Source organism: Pectobacterium nicotianae (genome assembly GCF_023272715.1).
Lineage (GTDB): Bacteria > Pseudomonadota > Gammaproteobacteria > Enterobacterales > Enterobacteriaceae > Pectobacterium > Pectobacterium brasiliense.
In genome coordinates this window covers 1,355,702-1,370,264 of sequence record NZ_CP096821.1, presented here as the reverse complement: position 1 = coordinate 1,370,264, position 14,563 = coordinate 1,355,702, and the positions used below count along the sequence as shown (strand labels likewise).

Below are 14,563 nucleotides of genomic sequence, written 5' to 3'. Positions count from 1 at the left end.
ATTCCCACTCAATTAAATACAGCAAACATAACCTATTGATTTAATGATATTGATTGCATTATCAATAAAATCAATACCGTCAATAATACCGTCAGCGGTTTGAAGTGCTCATCGTCAGCGAGTCATACGCTCGCTCACAGGTTAGCCCCCTGATTCGAGATCGGTCAAGGGCTTCTGCCAGTTCTCCCGCTCGTTCGTCAGCGCGCCTGAACAACTCGGCGAGCACAATAGCCCCGCCGGTTCCTGTCTGGCTTCCACTGGTAGTTCCGGTATTGCGGGCGCGTTCACTTTCTGCCAGTCGCTTGGCGAGCCTTTCGGCTTTGGCGTGCAGGCTATCAGCAGCAGCGCGGGCATTATCAGCATCAGCTTTAGCGGCTGCCAGTTTATTCTGTGCGTCGTTACGATTTTCATTTGCGATCCTCTGTCTGCGTTGTTCCTCGTCGCGCGCCTCAGTGATGCGCAATGCAAGCTCGTTAGCGTCTGATGTATCGCGCTTGGCCCACTTCTCAGACCATTCATTATCTGCTTGCCGATAGCCTGCGTTATGCCCAGCATAAAAAACCATACATAAACCGGCGGCTACCATCAGGAAGGCAATCAGCGGCTGCCAGTAGCGTTTTAGGACTGCAGTGATGATGGTCATAGAAGCACCTTCCGCGCCAGTTCGAAGCGTTTCCGGCGATCGTCAATGCCATTGCTGCCACCATTGATAATGCGCGTTACGCGGGAAACGTCAGAACCATACTGCCCGCACCGATTGACATACCAGAACCACGCAGCCGAGCGCATGGCGTTACTGTCTTGCTCCAGTAATTCAGGCGAAGTGACTAAGTCCATTTTCAGTCCAGTGCCGCACGCCCGGTAGTTGTCCAGCCCGGTAACCTGAATCAATCCCCGCCCGCGATACTTCCAACCATCTCCGCGCACCTTGTTTCCGAGCCGATCGGCATAAACCAGATTAGCGATCGCCTCCTGGTTGGCCGCGTGTTTTGCTGTGCGTCCGAGCATATCAGCCTGGTATTGAGTAACGCGCCTGCCGAATGTTGCCACCAGCGCAGAAGGCGTATAGTTCAGCGACTCAACGATGCGAGAGAATCCGCCAGACTCATGGCCTACTTGCGCAATAAACATGGCCTGCTCTGTTGCTGTTTTGATATTGAATTCATCAAAAGCAGCGATCAGATGCGGGTGCCAGCGAGAGGCCAGCGCCGGGGAAACCCCTGCCGCGTTTCGGAATTGCTCAATATTCATAATGACCTCGACACTTTGAAGATCTGCACCACGTTGCCGCGCGTCTTAATCACGGCCGCCAGCAGGAAAGCGCGCAATGCGATGTCGTACCATTCGACTGACACATGCGCGCCGTATAGTGTTTTGATAGCGATCCATCCGGTGACGACAATCACCGCATAGGCCACCCAATTACCCCAAAGACGGTGCCGCGCACCGTTCCGTTGAAATGTCATCACCCTGAGCGCGATAGCGGCGCACATCAGGGCATTAGCGATAAGCAAAGCGTCATGAATGGTCATCGTCTCTGCCTCCCTGTAAGAAGCTCCCCGGCCTGTCTGCCCTGCGGTAAATCACCTGGCCCAGCTTCACAGCAACGATGGCAACCACGAAAGCGCCTGCGGCATCGACGCTGCCACGCTCGAATGATTCCATCGTTATGCCGGGTATTGCGTTCGCTACGCCCATCAGGACGGTAGCCGCTGGCTTATAGGCGATCAGGCCGGCAAGAAAGCTGATGAGTGAGAAGAAACAGCGACGGCGTATTGGGTATTCTGTGGCAGAGGTGACGAAGATCACCGCGCCAGCAAAAGCCCCCAGCACCACCTCTGCGGGCAGGCCTGCAAGAAAGGCGGCAACCGCCGTCCCCGCTAGCGCCTGAGTTACACCGGAACTACTTGTTACCGGTTCTGGCATCATGGTTTACCTCGTTTGTAGCGATTCATTGCTGCGTTTAAAAGGTTACCAAAAATACACATAAGCATTATTGGTAATCATTGATGCAAAAAAATATAGGCCTTATCTTCCCCCCAAAACCGTAGCCCTGAATGATGTTGGGTTGATTAGTGCGCCTGCTGCGTTATAAAACTGGATGCGGAACGAGCTTTCTGCTTTGAATATCACGCGGTGGTGAATAAGCGCGGCGTCTTCAGTGTACTCAACTTCGACGCGATAATTTTCAGGCACAAGATTACTGATTGCTACGTCAAAAACTCCAGTGGCCTCTGACGTGCACGCGTTTACAAAACCGGTCATTGTACTTGCGACACCTCGCCTGAATAAAGTCCCGGAAACTCCGCCGTACACGTCGTTGTTTTTAACATTTGACCAGCTATCAAAAACAACCCCTTCCACCGCAGCAACGCCAGCATTCTGACCGACGGCGAACGTCAGCATATGCCAGCCGCGCGTAGTAAAGTGCATGTAGCAGCCATTCACACGCTGAACTGTGTATTTTTCAGTCGCGCGATTTTTTGGTGCTGATCCGCTAATAGATCGACCGGATACGATATATTGTCGGTCACGAAGAACAGGAATGATTTCAACGTCAGACGGATAGTCAGGCTGTGTAGCGCCGTCGTCACCGATAACATCGATAAAGAACAGCGTCCCATTTGAATTTATTGACGGGAATGCAACAACGTTATCTTTATCAATGTAAATTGCGAACGTTACACTGCCGCCAATATCGTCATTCGGCAACATCACGCCGATCGATTCAGGATTGTCTGTGCCGCCGCCAAGCGGCGGGGATGAACCATTAGTAAATGAGCTGTGATTTATTGTTCGATTCGATGAGATAGGATTCTGAAAAAACCCGGGTATAAACACATCCCCAGAGGAAACTTTGCGGGGTTTTTTATAGTCCTGCTGCATGAATACGCACGCAAAGCGCTTGCCGATAATAGGCAGGAAATCTTCACGAAGGTGGATGCCGTCATGACAGCTTTCACTGATTCCGAACTGTTGAATGACATCGCGCATTGTGTCTACAAACATACAACCAAACTCACTAGCTACCGCGTTAGCGGCGGAGTCGTATGTCTGTGATAGATAACATTCGGTCATGTTGCTCATGGGTGATGAATTCGCACCACTCACCCACTGCGTCGTCCCGAGGATGACGACGCAGCGACCGCGTAACAGTTCGCGTGCAATAAATTTTCGCATCACTACAGCATAACTTTTGACGCCGTATAGCGTATCGCCTTCGATATCGTCGGGGTTATTCCCGTTGTCCGTTGCTGCCTTAATGTCATTAACGCCAAGCATGATCGTAGAAATATGCCCCGCAGTGCCGTCATTGATATTTCGCACGTAGTTTGTCAGCGCGCGATCGCCGGGTGAAGCCATGTTTTGCGCGGACCACGCGCACTGTGTGCGGCTAGACATGGTTTGCGCGATCTGAACGGGGTAATTTAGCGGATACTGTCCGCCGTCCGGACGTTGTCCCCATGTGATACTGTCGCCGTAAGCCACCATCCCGATTGATTTATTTGTGCGCAGGCGCGACAGGTATTTAGCGTAGTTTTGCGACTCAATGCTGCTCAGTTTGTCGTAATCGTCAAACTCAAGCATGCCGCCGCTGGCGACCAGCTTATGCAGTTCGTCGTCAGTTGCGATCGCTGATGCGGGCTGCCCAGGAATGATGTTGCGGTCAGCATTGAATTTAAACAGGTAGCCGAGATCGGTGATGAATACGCGCTGATTCACTGCGTATGCAGGAAATGATTTTGCTTGAGCCAGTGTCATTCTGAACACATGCGATCCGCCGACATTTTTGAAACCGTCATATTGTGATAACTGGATCAGGACATCAGCAGCAGAACCTGATGCGGGTATCATCACAAGCGGGTTGCCGGAACTGTCGAATGCTGGAACTTTGTTTGCGCGCTCAGCGGCGTTGGGAAGCGGCGTTATCGGGCCATCAAGAACACGCAACGCCCTGTTATCTATCCCGCTTGCAACGCTATCAACATAATTCTTGTTTGTCGCATCCTGTCCTGAGATTGGAGATCCGACGTTAGATATTTGGTAGCCCTGCGCATCGTAGTGATTAGATATCCAAGACGGGCGGCGCAATGCCAGATTAAATCGGCTGAATACTTTCTGTATCAGCATGGTCATGTAGTCGAACGCATCTTCATGAACTTCCGGCAGGAATGTCCCCTGGTTGCGTAGGTCGGTTCCCTGTAGTAGAGGCATGTCTCGCTCAAGCAAAATGCGCCAGCCGCTGGGCAATGCATTGGTCAAAATTACGTTGCCGCCGGAATAAGCCTTGACCCCGGTAAGTGTGTAATCGGTATTTAAAACCAGCGTGGCTTCATTGCCGTCAAGGTCGGCAGTTTTAACCAGCATGAAAGATGAGTTAGTGATTCGGAATCGGTACGGGAAGGTGGTTGTAACGCCGTTGCCTGTGTACTCTTCGCGCGATATTTCGGTCGAAACGGTCATGATGAATGCTCCGGTATGGTATACAAACACACATTACCAAAAATACACCATATAAGCATAGAAAACGGTAATCACCATATAGGCAAAAACAGACTATTGATATAATTTCAAAGCGTGATACTGTATAAATAAACAGTATTAAGGGTAAGCAATTATGACAAAGACCAGGAAAAGGAAACAGTTTAGCTACCCCGTAAGCGAAAGTTACAGCAGCGACGTACACACAGATGAGGGAGTTGGTCGGCTTGTTGTTGACTGCTTTCTTGAACGGCTATTAACGGAACTGGAGGGGGAAGGGATCGACGTCAGCGGCCCTCGCGCGGAACTCACCGCCATCAAGAATTTTGTGACGCACAGCAGGAAATTTAAGAGTGATGTAAGAAATCACGTATTATTTTTATTAAATCGCTGCGAATGATTACCTGAGCAACATATTGTAATTAATAATATTACGTTAAATATGGTAATCATTGTGTTGCTAAATTGCATAATGATTACCCGCGTGGTAATTTGACACCCGAATCGCACCGCGCCATAGTGAGCACGCACCTGCAAAATCAGGTGCCGGGATTGAGACCCCGCTGATACTACAAAGGCGCACGACCGCGCTATGCGGTTTTTTTATGTGCGCAGCACAGCTACACCTCAATGGTGGAGCGTGCAGGGCAGCCGAAAGGCTGGCCGGGTTCCTTTGTAGCCGGTAGTCTCAACCCTGTACGCTTCACCACCAGCGAGATTGAGACCTCCGGTGGTGATTAACCTCTCTACAAAGGTGATCACTATGAATACCAAGCCTTCTATATTCTCTTTCGAATCCTCCGTACAAGTTCGCGTCATTATGGTTAGCGATGATCCGTGGTTCGTTGCTAAGGATGTATGCGCAGCATTGCAATTAACAAACTCACGCATGTCATTACAAGCTCTTGATGATGATGAGAAGGGTGTAAGTTCAACTGACACCCTTGGTGGAAAGCAGCGCGTATCAATCATTTCCGAGTCCGGCCTATACACTCTGATCTTGCGCTGCCGTGATGCGGTAACACCTGGAACCATCCCCTACCGCTTTCGCAAATGGGTAACTGGTGAAGTGCTGCCAGCGATCCGAAAAACCGGAAAGTATGAGATTGCACCTGTAAAAGCCAAACCGCGATCCCTGCCCAAGCCACGGGCAAAGGATGATATCGCTCGGCTGCCTTTCATTAATCACAGTTCAGATACACCAAATTGGGCGATCCCTGCTGTCGGCGGTTACTTCCGTGGCTATGAAGTTGGCGAGGCTATGGCGTTCCTGTTCCTCAAGTTCCTGAATGAAAATAAAGTGCCAGCCGAAGTTGGTCACAGTTATTACACTTTCATTATGTTCGACATGTTCCACCGGTACGAACTGGAGGGCGGCCACGCTGCGGAGGTTTCGCACTCCGAAGCTGAGGCTTTCAAGAGCATACGCGGCCAGCTGTCCGGGTTCTTGAACACCACCTCAAAGTGGCTGATCGGTGCAGCTTGCGGAATGGATGCAGAGGCGAATCGGTTTACTGAGGCGCAGTTGCTATCGAAAGCGAACGCAGCTTTAGGAAGTGGCGTAAAAGCGTTACAGTTTCGAGGGTAGGATTTCAAAGGCCTGAATTCAGGCCTTTGTTTTCATGAGCACTCATTTCATAAAGAGCTTTCATATAGAAGTTTTTCGTTGTGGTTGAATATGGGTGTTGAAGTTTGCTCAAATTTGAGCAAGAATTACTCTTACCAGTAAGGTAAAAGCTTTAAAGAAAGATTTAAGAGGAGGTCGTAATGAACGCACCAAAATTTACGCGCCCCTATACAATCAAAGTCACCCATGACCGCGAAGAAGATCTGTGGGTTGGCGTCTGTGACGAGATTGGTCTTGTAACAGAGGCACCAACATACAATGATTTAATATTTCGTGCGCGGCAAATCGCTCCAGAACTGCATGAATTGAATAGCATTACCTAAAATATCTCAATGGAATAAAATTATGCCACTGCAACTACTGAACCCAGCAAAGGTTACTGAGATTTTCGCTCATCTTAGCGAAACTCCAGATAACCGCGCGCTCTATTCTGAGTTGGTAAACGGCAATGATGTCACCACTGAGGTCAAAGGCGTTTCTCTGGCCCCTGGATACAGGATTGTGAGGGTGGATGATCGAAGTAAAGAAAAGATCACACAGTCTCACTTCGAGCTGGCTTTGATTAACGACCTGACAGAAGAGGTTGTGTATTACAATCGAGTTATTATTCAGCCAGATAGTTACCTGAAATGCAGGCCAGTTACGCAAATACTGGTGTGGAGAACTCAGAAACCCAAGCACCGTGCAGTGCTTCATGATTTCGCTGGGGCGATCTTCATGAATTACCTGTTAGAACGTTATGACATCATCGTTTCTGACAGGAACCAGACGCACGAAGGCATGTCATTCTGGCAAGCAAGGATGTATGACGCCCTTGCGCTTGGTCTGAATTTATATGCCTACGACATGCTAACCTGCGAGATTCGGGAAATGACAAATGAAACCGAGCTTGAGCAAGGTGAAGCATGGCTTTGGGGTCAATTAGATCACTTCCAAAACCGACTAGCTATTATCTCTAAACTCAAGCTGCCGATGACAGAATAACTAAAGCCCCCCCAAAGGGGCTTTTTTTATAAGGCCAGAGGGCCTTATTTGTTGAAGCGTTCTGCTATCAGCGACATGCCGCCAAAAACAAAGGTGATGATTAGGCCACCAAAAAATAAAGCCCCAGCCTGCCACCACTCCCAACCCCATGCATCTACAGCACCTACCATTCCGACGATTGATCCAAGTAATGGGATATAAGCAATGATGAATGCAACTGGCCCTGCGATTGCCCAATGCAAACCCCACCATGATTCAAGCCCCGCCATTGTAGCAAGAAGTTGAACAAGGCCAATTGCGATATAAACCAAGAATCCTATAGCTTGCATATGATTATCCTTATTTTGTTAATTCCTTTATTCTTTTCTCTTCCTCAAGGCGCTTTCTTTTAATCCATAGTGATATTATATTTTTACTTCCATCTGTGTCGCTTTCGTTTTTACTGCTCTTAATTATAACGATAATATTTAGTATCGTTGATGCTACTGAGAAGCATAAAAGAATAGATAGCTCTTCTCTGCTCATACCCCTTGCTCCATCAACTATTGCTATAAAGCAGAAGAATAAAAGAATAATTGAAGCAAAAATAGATAACGCCTTGATATTAAACATTCTATCTCCCCAGCATAAATTGTGATGGTGGTATTAAAAATTCATTCCCCTGCTCGCGTTCAACTCTGCGCTGATAGCGCTCCAGAGATCCGGGGTCTAGGCCGTCTTGTATGCGATTAAGGATTAATCCATTCATCGCCGTGCGTAACCAGAATATGTTCAGGAATGGCGTATTGTCCAGCGCGGTTCGATACCAGTCGCCGAGATCTGAATCACCGCGCGTCGTTTCTTGGAAAAGAGAAACTATCTTATCAGCGTTTGATGCGGCAGGCCCCATGAGTGATGTTACCGCACCTGCACCCATGCGGCTAACTTCGCCGAACATGAAATCACCCATAATACCAAGACCTCCCCCCTGTGCCGCTGCTGCAAGGAACGTCTTTGCGTCTGCGGGTCTTGGCGTCTGCCCCTTGAGCATCAATTTTGTTTGCATGGAGACATACCCGAAAAGCGTAGCCCATACGAAAAGATTGGCCGCCCCTATGAATGCGCCCTGCCCATTTCTCAATAGCGCATTAGTGAGGGAGGCGGTTTTAGATTCACCAAGCCCCGCTGGAGTATAGCCGCGCCCAAACACCTCGCGCCCCAGCACATTCTGCATGAAGCTGGCTGTGAAAGATTTGTACTGTCCAGCAAAGCGAATTGCCTCACCGGGTATGGTTCCTGGTACTGTGCCCATTTTCATCAGTGCCTGAGTGCGCTCGCCTGGCTCTGACATGGCAATATTTAGGCGATCGAGGATGTATCCGCGCAACTGCCCTTCCAGCGTATCGCGCGCTTCTGCAATGGCTCGCTCCGTTGGCTTCATGCCCTTGCTTTCCACATACCCAGCGATCACATCTTCCGGCACTCCGCGTATTCCGCTGGTGGTCATAAACTTGCGGCCTTCGCTGTCGGCCATGTCCATGTTGCGGAATATCTCCCACTCACGATCACCAATGCCGTGCAGGTCGAGGACGCGCCGTAAATCTTCAGGTAGTGCTGCATGGTTTATTTCTGAGTTTTTCGCCAGCCAATTAGTGATCATCATGGCGTTGGAGTTTCGGCCTGATTCTGTCCAGAAATTCATCAAATTGTACTTAAAGAAAGTCTGTTGTGCTCGGCCCATCTTGCCATTCAGCGTGTCATCACCGGATACGCGCCTGATAATCTCCTGTGTCATCGTGTCGGAGTACACTCCGATTGATGACAGGATCTCTTTTTGCTCGTCGCTGGTGTAACGGGTAAATCGGCCTTTCAGCGCACCCAGGGTGGCATCCATGAAGTTCTGGCCCTGATAACGCATTTCCGTTGCAGAGATTGGCACGTCATTGAATGAAGAGATCACCGCTCCACCCAACTGAGACATGCGCAGCCAGCCGCGAACGATTGCCGACGCATTAGCCCCCATCACGCTGCCAGGGATGTTTACCGAACCGTCAACCTGCGGCATTGTGACGCGGTTCAATCTGAGAACCTTGGTAGAAAAATCAGCTCGGGCTGCTGGCGTTCCAAACCTCTTAAGATCATCCTCTATTGTGTCCGTCAGGTGCTTGAACATATTCTGCGGGTTGGTGCCGAGAACGCGCATCATCCCCGTTGTTCGCGCCGCGTTGTTTAGTCCGCCGAATACGGCTTCACGCAGGCTGCCAGTGCCGAATTGCTGGTTATAATCATGCCATGAAACGCCATCCTTGAAATGCAACACGCGCTCTTCACTGGCCTTTTTCGCCGTGTTCTGTGAACCACGAAAGCCAGTCATCCAGTCCGGTTTTTCGGTGGTGAGGTGCACGCCAGATGCGAGCCCCTGATAAACGTTATCAAGGAATTTCTCACGGTCTGCTACACCATCAAAAGTCACTTCATCAAGACGCGGTAGAATAGCGTTGCGCCATGCCTCATAACCGGCAGAACGTATTTTCATAATGTCGTGCGATTGTCGCGTGATGTAGCCAGGCATTTTACGGATCCACGCACCAGCTCGATTCTCGTCAATGCGGGCTGACTCCTGCCACTTCGAGATGATCTGTGCTGCAGCTACTGAGTGACGCGTCATGCCGTCGGTTTTCTCTCCGCGCCCGATACGCCACATTGCATCAGCGATTTCCCTGTCGTTACTCCCGCTGGAGATAAATTTGACCAGGTTAGCCTGGTCGAAATCGTAGTTTATGCCCGCGTGATACTTACCGCGCAACTGCGCAACCTCAGAAGCGACCGAGCGGCGAGAACCGGTGCGGGCATCGTTACGGCCAACCAATATTGCCTCAAGGCCAATATCAGGGCGATCCTTCCAGGTTGTGCGCAACTCACCCAAGCGCTGCGCGGCAATACGGGTATTGATTGCCTTGTTACGTGCTTCGATAACCTTTGCCAACTTATCGGAGTTTGATAACTGCTCTGCGGCGCGCATGGCGGCCTCTTCCAGAGAAAGCGCCTCATTGCCAGCCAGAATGCGACTGGTAGTATCGTTCATGTCACGAACAAGTGACGCCATTTCATCTTCTGTTAGATTGCGCCCGGCTGCCGCGTTTACAGTACGCTCACATTGAGTAAGGAATTCGTTTGCCATTACATCCCCCGATTAATCATGCAGGAAGCAAAAGCGCGGAATGCTTTGCTCATAGTATCGTCGTTTGCCTCTGCGCGGATAGCGGCGATATTCTCGCGCATTGTGGCCGCAAGTTCAGGGTTATCAGTGGCAATGTCATTCATTAGGCCATCACTGATATTGAACTCGTTTTCGAGGTCTGCTGTTGCTGAGTTAACATCATGATCAGCGTTTTGCACGTCACGCCAAACCTGATCAGCGCGTTCACTTACTGGGCGCGCCGCCTGGTCGAATACCGGATCAGGGTTTTGAATGCGCTGTATTGCGCGCTCACGCAACGCTGGCACTTGTAGGTCATAAAACGCTTCAACATCCGGCGCGCGCCCATCCATCATGTGCGCCAACGCCGCCCGGTAAGCTTGCTGGTTAACGCTCCAGTCTGCATCACGAACGGCAGTGGCAGCGCTGCGCACGGCGCCAGCAACGGGCGACATATTCATTCCCTGTTTGATTTGCTGAGCTCGCTCGTTAATCAACACTGATAAATCATCAGGGATTTCACCACGACCGATCAGTGACTCTCTTCCTCGCGCTTGTTCTCCCGCTGCGTTCCTCTGTAGTGTCTCGTTTATCTCTTCATTTCGCGCACTTATGGCGTTCTTCTCCGTTTGGATGTCACGCTTTGCCCGCGCTTGCGCTTCCTTAAATTTCATCCGTTGGCTTTGATAATCTGATGTGCGCTGCTGTAACGTGGCATCTAATGCGTCGCTTTGGCGAGTGTTTGCTGCAAGCTCGGAGCGCAGATCAGCCACATTGTCAACGCGACCGATCTGCATTTCCTGTTGGCGCGCTAAGTAATCAGGCACCACGTCATTGTATGCGCGGCTATACGCGTAGCTGTCAGCTTCTCTGGCTATCGCCGTGGCGAGATCAGCGGTAACTCCACTATCAGGAATATTCACCCCTTGCGCCAATGTATCAGGCGTTACCGTTGGAACTGGCTGCGCATCTATTGGCGGCGCTGCTGATTCGTCTATTGCTGGCGTAACCCTGCGCGATCGAATTGCATCGGCAATAAGCCCACCACCAGCATGCATCAATCCACCCGCCAGCGTGTTGAAGAAAGTGCTTTCCATCGCGTTACCGTAGGTGAAGTCCTCACCTGATGCCGCCGCTGCCTGCGCGGTAAGAGGTACAGTAGCTGCTGCCTGGACTCCGCCAACTTTTGCGCCCGTAACAAAGCGTTCGCCAAATCTACCGAGCGCACTGGCTGCTTTCGCTTCTCCAGCAAATGGCACAAACGCAAGCGCCACGTTACCAGGGTCAGCCATTGAACCAGCAAGGCCAGCGGTGAAGTTTAGCGGTGTGGCTATCCATCCCGTAGGCGCTGCCATCGCGATCTGCTGCTTTGCCAGAAACTGCTTGCGCTCATCAATGACGTGATCGAGGAATGACTGAGTTACGCCAGAGGCAGGAACGTTGATGCTTTTAACGCCATATTCAGTAAGGCGTGCGTCTGCATCCTGTTTGCTAACGATTGATGACGTGGGATCGTTAGCCAGCATGTCAGCCTGAGCAAAGCGAACGCCGGACATCACCGGCCCCTCTTCGAATCCCTGCTTAAGAGACGAAAGCAGAGACTCACCGAGACCGGAAGGTGCGTTACTGATTGGCTGGTTTATCCCCTCACCGGGGTCTGCTGTGTAAATTGGCATATTACCTTCCCGTCTGCTGGCCGCTCTGGATAATGTCTACCAGTCGATCACGCTGGCTTTCAGCGGAATATCCCTGCGACTGCCCCGGCGTGTACTGCGTCGGCGTACCGAAGAATTTAGTAACGCTATTCCATGATGATCGGTTTGCTGATCCGAGTTTAACCAGGTCAGGGAATGTGACAGTAATTGGCCCGCCATCAGCACCATTAACCAGCAAGCCATTCATCATCAGTGTAAGCCCGGTTTCATCACTATTTGTCACCCACTGCGCCTTATCCTTGATTCGTGAAATACTCTGCTCACGATTAACAGATTCAGGCAGTCGAGGATCGCCAATCAGCGGCATGACCTGATTGCCTGTCAGCGTCTTGAGGTATTGGCTAGCGCCATCAGCAACGTCACGCACATCAAGAGCAAGGCGTGTCGGGACGCGCCAAGTGCCATTAGTTTGATATTGAGAGCCGAGGATGTCTTGATAGGCTTGCTTTGCAGCATCGGATGCTGACATTCCACGTTGCATGTTGATGTAGGTAAGGCGTTTACCCTGATCGTTAAAGTTTCCCCACACAGCAGTGCCACCAGGCTGCACAACCATTGTGCCAGCAAAATCTTTTGCCTGGTCATTCCATGACGAATCAGCCTTATCCGCCTCCGGCTTCTCAAAGCTTCCGCGCAAATCTGGCGTTTTAACGCTACGGTTCTGCCACAACGCATTAGCAGCGCGCGGGTTTTCGGTCGCCATGATGACCTGCAATTCAGGATAGGCATTTTTCTGCACCTGCATCATGACCTGATCGGAATACTTGCCGAACTGCTGGCCGATAGACTGAATAGCGGTAACGCTTGATTCTTTGTTATTGTCAATCTGAGTAAGAATATTGCTCACCATCGCATCAGGTATCACCTTCTTACTCTTTATCCCCAATCGGGATTTTTCCGCCTCCAGTCTAGAAACTAAATATTCACCTGACACCTGATTGCTTTGGTATGCCTGAAATGCTGACTGCGCGACTGGAGAGTATTTTTGCAACCAGGTTCCGGGGTCATCTTCGCGCGCCTTGAGCGTTTGGTTTAGTTTGGTTTGCGCTGTGGCATATAACCCTTTTTTAAATTTAAAGTCTGGGTCAGATTCTTTTGGATCAATAGCCTGAACAGCTGCCGAGCCCTGCTGCGGAGTACCTTGCATAATGGCTTGGTAGACAGGCTGTAATGTCATAGCCTGCTGGTATTGCTGGAATGTTTTTTCCAGTTGCATGCGTTCTGCCGGGCTCGCCATCAATGGCATTACTGCTAACCACTCCTTATCAGTCACAGGCGTTACTGTGTTACCCGCTTCAAGGCTAGCCATGTCATCCTGCATCTTGCTTTGCAGTGCAACACGCCCAGCACTGGCTTGCATGTCATAAAGACCAGCGATCTTACTCATGGCCTGAGCTTTACCAGTTGGACTCATCGCGCTGAAAAACGGCTGGCTGTTGAGATTACTCATGGTCGCCTCTTCGGGTATTGCCCCAGCAGATCCAACAACATTAGCGACATAGTTCCGTGTTTCATCAAAGGGAATGCTGGCGGCGAACTGCGCGTTTGATATCTGTCCAGTGCGAGGATCGCCAATCTGCTTAAGCCACCCATCAACAGCGCCAGGGCCAGCGTTGTAAGCAGCAACAGCCAACACAGGATTATTATATTTTTTCATCTGTGCGCCGAAGTAAGCCTGACCGATTTGTGCGTTATATTGAGGGTCATTTAGCCAGCGATCACGATCCCACGGCACACCAGCTAATCGCGCCGCCTCTGGCCCGGTAGATTCCATCACCTGAGCCACACCAACTGCGCCTTTTGATGATGTGAGGGGGCTTCCGTCTTTCGCAAACTGATTGCCGCCGCTTTCCTGCCTAATCATCGCGGAAAATATCTGCGCTTCGCTTGGCGTATCTGTAACCTGAATCTTGCCGTTTGGCCCCATCATTCCCTGATAAATGGAGGCATACCGGGTATTAAATGCATCATCAGCAGAGGAACGTTGCCATTTCAACCAATTGGCGTTGATTTCCTCGTCACTTTGTCCGCGTGATGCGCCGTACATAATGATACTTTGGCGAGCCAGTGGCGCCAGAGTAGAGAACATCTGAGGAGTGCTGGCGATCTGATTTTGCCAGCCGTTTAATAACCCCTGCTGCCGACTATCCTCAAAAGCCCGAATCTGCCCTGTTTCGTAACCGATAGCCTGGCGGCGGTATTGCAAACCAAGATCAGCAGACTGACGAATAAAGGTTTCCCGTGACCGGCCCTCTGGTAGTGTCGCCGCCAACTCTTCACCTATTGAGCGGATATTACCTACCGTCGCTTCCCCCTGCCCTATGGCGTTTTTACCCTGCAATTTTTGCAACTTGGCATACTGGTCATCAGCACCAGCCTGAAACTGCAATAAAGCGTCCTGCGCCAGTGCCAAATCTGCCTTTCCTTTTGCCTCCGCAAAAACATTAATAGCCTGCTGCCCGGCCTGAGCAACACCAGCGCCGAAATCATTCGGCGTGAATTGTAAGGAATTGGTCGCAGCATGGATGCCACGACTGCTAACCTCTGGCCCGCGAACTACCGGTACTGTAGGCATGG

At 50.6% G+C, this 14,563-nt stretch carries 14 protein-coding genes; 4 read left to right on the top strand and 10 right to left on the bottom strand.

What is annotated here, in order from left to right; translation table 11 throughout:
- Positions 1-91: 91 nt before the first annotated feature.
- The 5 genes from MYB54_RS06105 to MYB54_RS06085 all read right to left on the bottom strand — a co-directional run bounded on the left by MYB54_RS06105 (position 92) and on the right by MYB54_RS06085 (position 4,464).
- Positions 92-643, bottom strand: coding sequence for a DUF2514 domain-containing protein (locus MYB54_RS06105; protein WP_248721668.1), 552 nt, complete (start codon positions 641-643; stop codon positions 92-94).
- Entirely contained in the window at positions 640-1,251 is a 612-nt protein-coding gene (locus MYB54_RS06100; protein ID WP_248721667.1) for a glycoside hydrolase family 19 protein, read from the bottom strand. Before MYB54_RS06100 ends, MYB54_RS06105 begins: the two co-directional genes overlap by 4 nt.
- Positions 1,248-1,532 carry a phage holin family protein gene (locus MYB54_RS06095; RefSeq protein WP_248721666.1) on the bottom strand — a complete coding sequence of 95 codons (285 nt, stop codon included), beginning with the start codon at positions 1,530-1,532 and terminating at the stop codon, positions 1,248-1,250. The genes MYB54_RS06100 and MYB54_RS06095 overlap by 4 nt, the downstream gene beginning before the upstream one ends.
- Positions 1,519-1,929, bottom strand: a complete 411-nt coding sequence (locus MYB54_RS06090; RefSeq protein ID WP_371928274.1) for a putative holin — start codon at positions 1,927-1,929, stop codon at positions 1,519-1,521. Before MYB54_RS06090 ends, MYB54_RS06095 begins: the two co-directional genes overlap by 14 nt.
- Before the next feature lie 99 nt (positions 1,930-2,028).
- On the bottom strand, positions 2,029-4,464 hold the full coding sequence (locus tag MYB54_RS06085) for an SGNH/GDSL hydrolase family protein (protein ID WP_248721665.1): 2,436 nt from the start codon (positions 4,462-4,464) through the stop codon (positions 2,029-2,031).
- Positions 4,465-5,112: 648 nt separating this feature from the next.
- Between MYB54_RS06085 and MYB54_RS06080 the strand changes: the two genes are divergently transcribed.
- The 4 genes from MYB54_RS06080 to MYB54_RS06065 all read left to right on the top strand — a co-directional run bounded on the left by MYB54_RS06080 (position 5,113) and on the right by MYB54_RS06065 (position 7,093).
- Positions 5,113-5,223: an ash family protein gene (locus tag MYB54_RS06080; RefSeq protein ID WP_225182175.1), complete on the top strand. Its 111-nt coding sequence runs from the start codon at positions 5,113-5,115 to the stop codon at positions 5,221-5,223.
- A 22-nt stretch (positions 5,224-5,245) separates the two neighbouring features.
- The gene (locus tag MYB54_RS06075; protein ID WP_248721664.1) at positions 5,246-6,070 is read left to right on the top strand and encodes a BRO-N domain-containing protein; all 825 of its coding nucleotides are present in this window, start codon (positions 5,246-5,248) and stop codon (positions 6,068-6,070) included.
- A 179-nt stretch (positions 6,071-6,249) separates the two neighbouring features.
- Entirely contained in the window at positions 6,250-6,432 is a 183-nt protein-coding gene (locus MYB54_RS06070; protein WP_248721663.1) for a DUF1902 domain-containing protein, read from the top strand.
- A 22-nt stretch (positions 6,433-6,454) separates the two neighbouring features.
- Complete coding sequence (locus MYB54_RS06065; RefSeq protein WP_248721662.1) at positions 6,455-7,093, top strand: hypothetical protein; 639 nt, start codon at positions 6,455-6,457, stop codon at positions 7,091-7,093.
- 44 nt (positions 7,094-7,137) lie between these two features.
- Here the strand turns inward: MYB54_RS06065 and MYB54_RS06060 are convergent, their stop codons facing one another.
- From MYB54_RS06060 to MYB54_RS06040, 5 genes are read right to left on the bottom strand one after another with little or no spacing between them, the layout of a single operon-like run.
- Complete coding sequence (locus tag MYB54_RS06060) at positions 7,138-7,422, bottom strand: hypothetical protein (RefSeq protein ID WP_248721661.1); 285 nt, start codon at positions 7,420-7,422, stop codon at positions 7,138-7,140.
- 10 nt (positions 7,423-7,432) lie between these two features.
- Positions 7,433-7,705: a hypothetical protein gene (locus MYB54_RS06055; RefSeq protein WP_248721660.1), complete on the bottom strand. Its 273-nt coding sequence runs from the start codon at positions 7,703-7,705 to the stop codon at positions 7,433-7,435.
- Position 7,706: 1 nt separating this feature from the next.
- Entirely contained in the window at positions 7,707-10,253 is a 2,547-nt protein-coding gene (locus MYB54_RS06050; protein WP_248721659.1) for a hypothetical protein, read from the bottom strand.
- On the bottom strand, positions 10,253-11,947 hold the full coding sequence (locus tag MYB54_RS06045) for a hypothetical protein (protein ID WP_248721658.1): 1,695 nt from the start codon (positions 11,945-11,947) through the stop codon (positions 10,253-10,255). The genes MYB54_RS06050 and MYB54_RS06045 overlap by 1 nt, the downstream gene beginning before the upstream one ends.
- 1 nt (position 11,948) lies before the next feature.
- Positions 11,949-14,561 carry a transglycosylase SLT domain-containing protein gene (locus tag MYB54_RS06040; RefSeq protein WP_248721657.1) on the bottom strand — a complete coding sequence of 871 codons (2,613 nt, stop codon included), beginning with the start codon at positions 14,559-14,561 and terminating at the stop codon, positions 11,949-11,951.
- Positions 14,562-14,563: the final 2 nt, after the last annotated feature.

What these genes read in the sequence shown, in the direction of transcription:
- MYB54_RS06105 (WP_248721668.1), bottom strand. Translation starts at nt 643, where the DNA reads ATGACCATCATCACTGCAGTCCTAAAACGCTACTGGCAGCCGCTGATT.
- MYB54_RS06100 (WP_248721667.1), bottom strand. Translation starts at nt 1,251, where the DNA reads ATGAATATTGAGCAATTCCGAAACGCGGCAGGGGTTTCCCCGGCGCTG.
- MYB54_RS06095 (WP_248721666.1), bottom strand. Translation starts at nt 1,532, where the DNA reads ATGACCATTCATGACGCTTTGCTTATCGCTAATGCCCTGATGTGCGCC.
- MYB54_RS06090 (WP_371928274.1), bottom strand. Translation starts at nt 1,929, where the DNA reads ATGATGCCAGAACCGGTAACAAGTAGTTCCGGTGTAACTCAGGCGCTA.
- MYB54_RS06085 (WP_248721665.1), bottom strand. Translation starts at nt 4,464, where the DNA reads ATGACCGTTTCGACCGAAATATCGCGCGAAGAGTACACAGGCAACGGC.
- MYB54_RS06080 (WP_225182175.1), top strand. Translation starts at nt 5,113, where the DNA reads ATGGTGGAGCGTGCAGGGCAGCCGAAAGGCTGGCCGGGTTCCTTTGTA.
- MYB54_RS06075 (WP_248721664.1), top strand. Translation starts at nt 5,246, where the DNA reads ATGAATACCAAGCCTTCTATATTCTCTTTCGAATCCTCCGTACAAGTT.
- MYB54_RS06070 (WP_248721663.1), top strand. Translation starts at nt 6,250, where the DNA reads ATGAACGCACCAAAATTTACGCGCCCCTATACAATCAAAGTCACCCAT.
- MYB54_RS06065 (WP_248721662.1), top strand. Translation starts at nt 6,455, where the DNA reads ATGCCACTGCAACTACTGAACCCAGCAAAGGTTACTGAGATTTTCGCT.
- MYB54_RS06060 (WP_248721661.1), bottom strand. Translation starts at nt 7,422, where the DNA reads ATGCAAGCTATAGGATTCTTGGTTTATATCGCAATTGGCCTTGTTCAA.
- MYB54_RS06055 (WP_248721660.1), bottom strand. Translation starts at nt 7,705, where the DNA reads ATGTTTAATATCAAGGCGTTATCTATTTTTGCTTCAATTATTCTTTTA.
- MYB54_RS06050 (WP_248721659.1), bottom strand. Translation starts at nt 10,253, where the DNA reads ATGGCAAACGAATTCCTTACTCAATGTGAGCGTACTGTAAACGCGGCA.
- MYB54_RS06045 (WP_248721658.1), bottom strand. Translation starts at nt 11,947, where the DNA reads ATGCCAATTTACACAGCAGACCCCGGTGAGGGGATAAACCAGCCAATC.
- MYB54_RS06040 (WP_248721657.1), bottom strand. Translation starts at nt 14,561, where the DNA reads ATGCCTACAGTACCGGTAGTTCGCGGGCCAGAGGTTAGCAGTCGTGGC.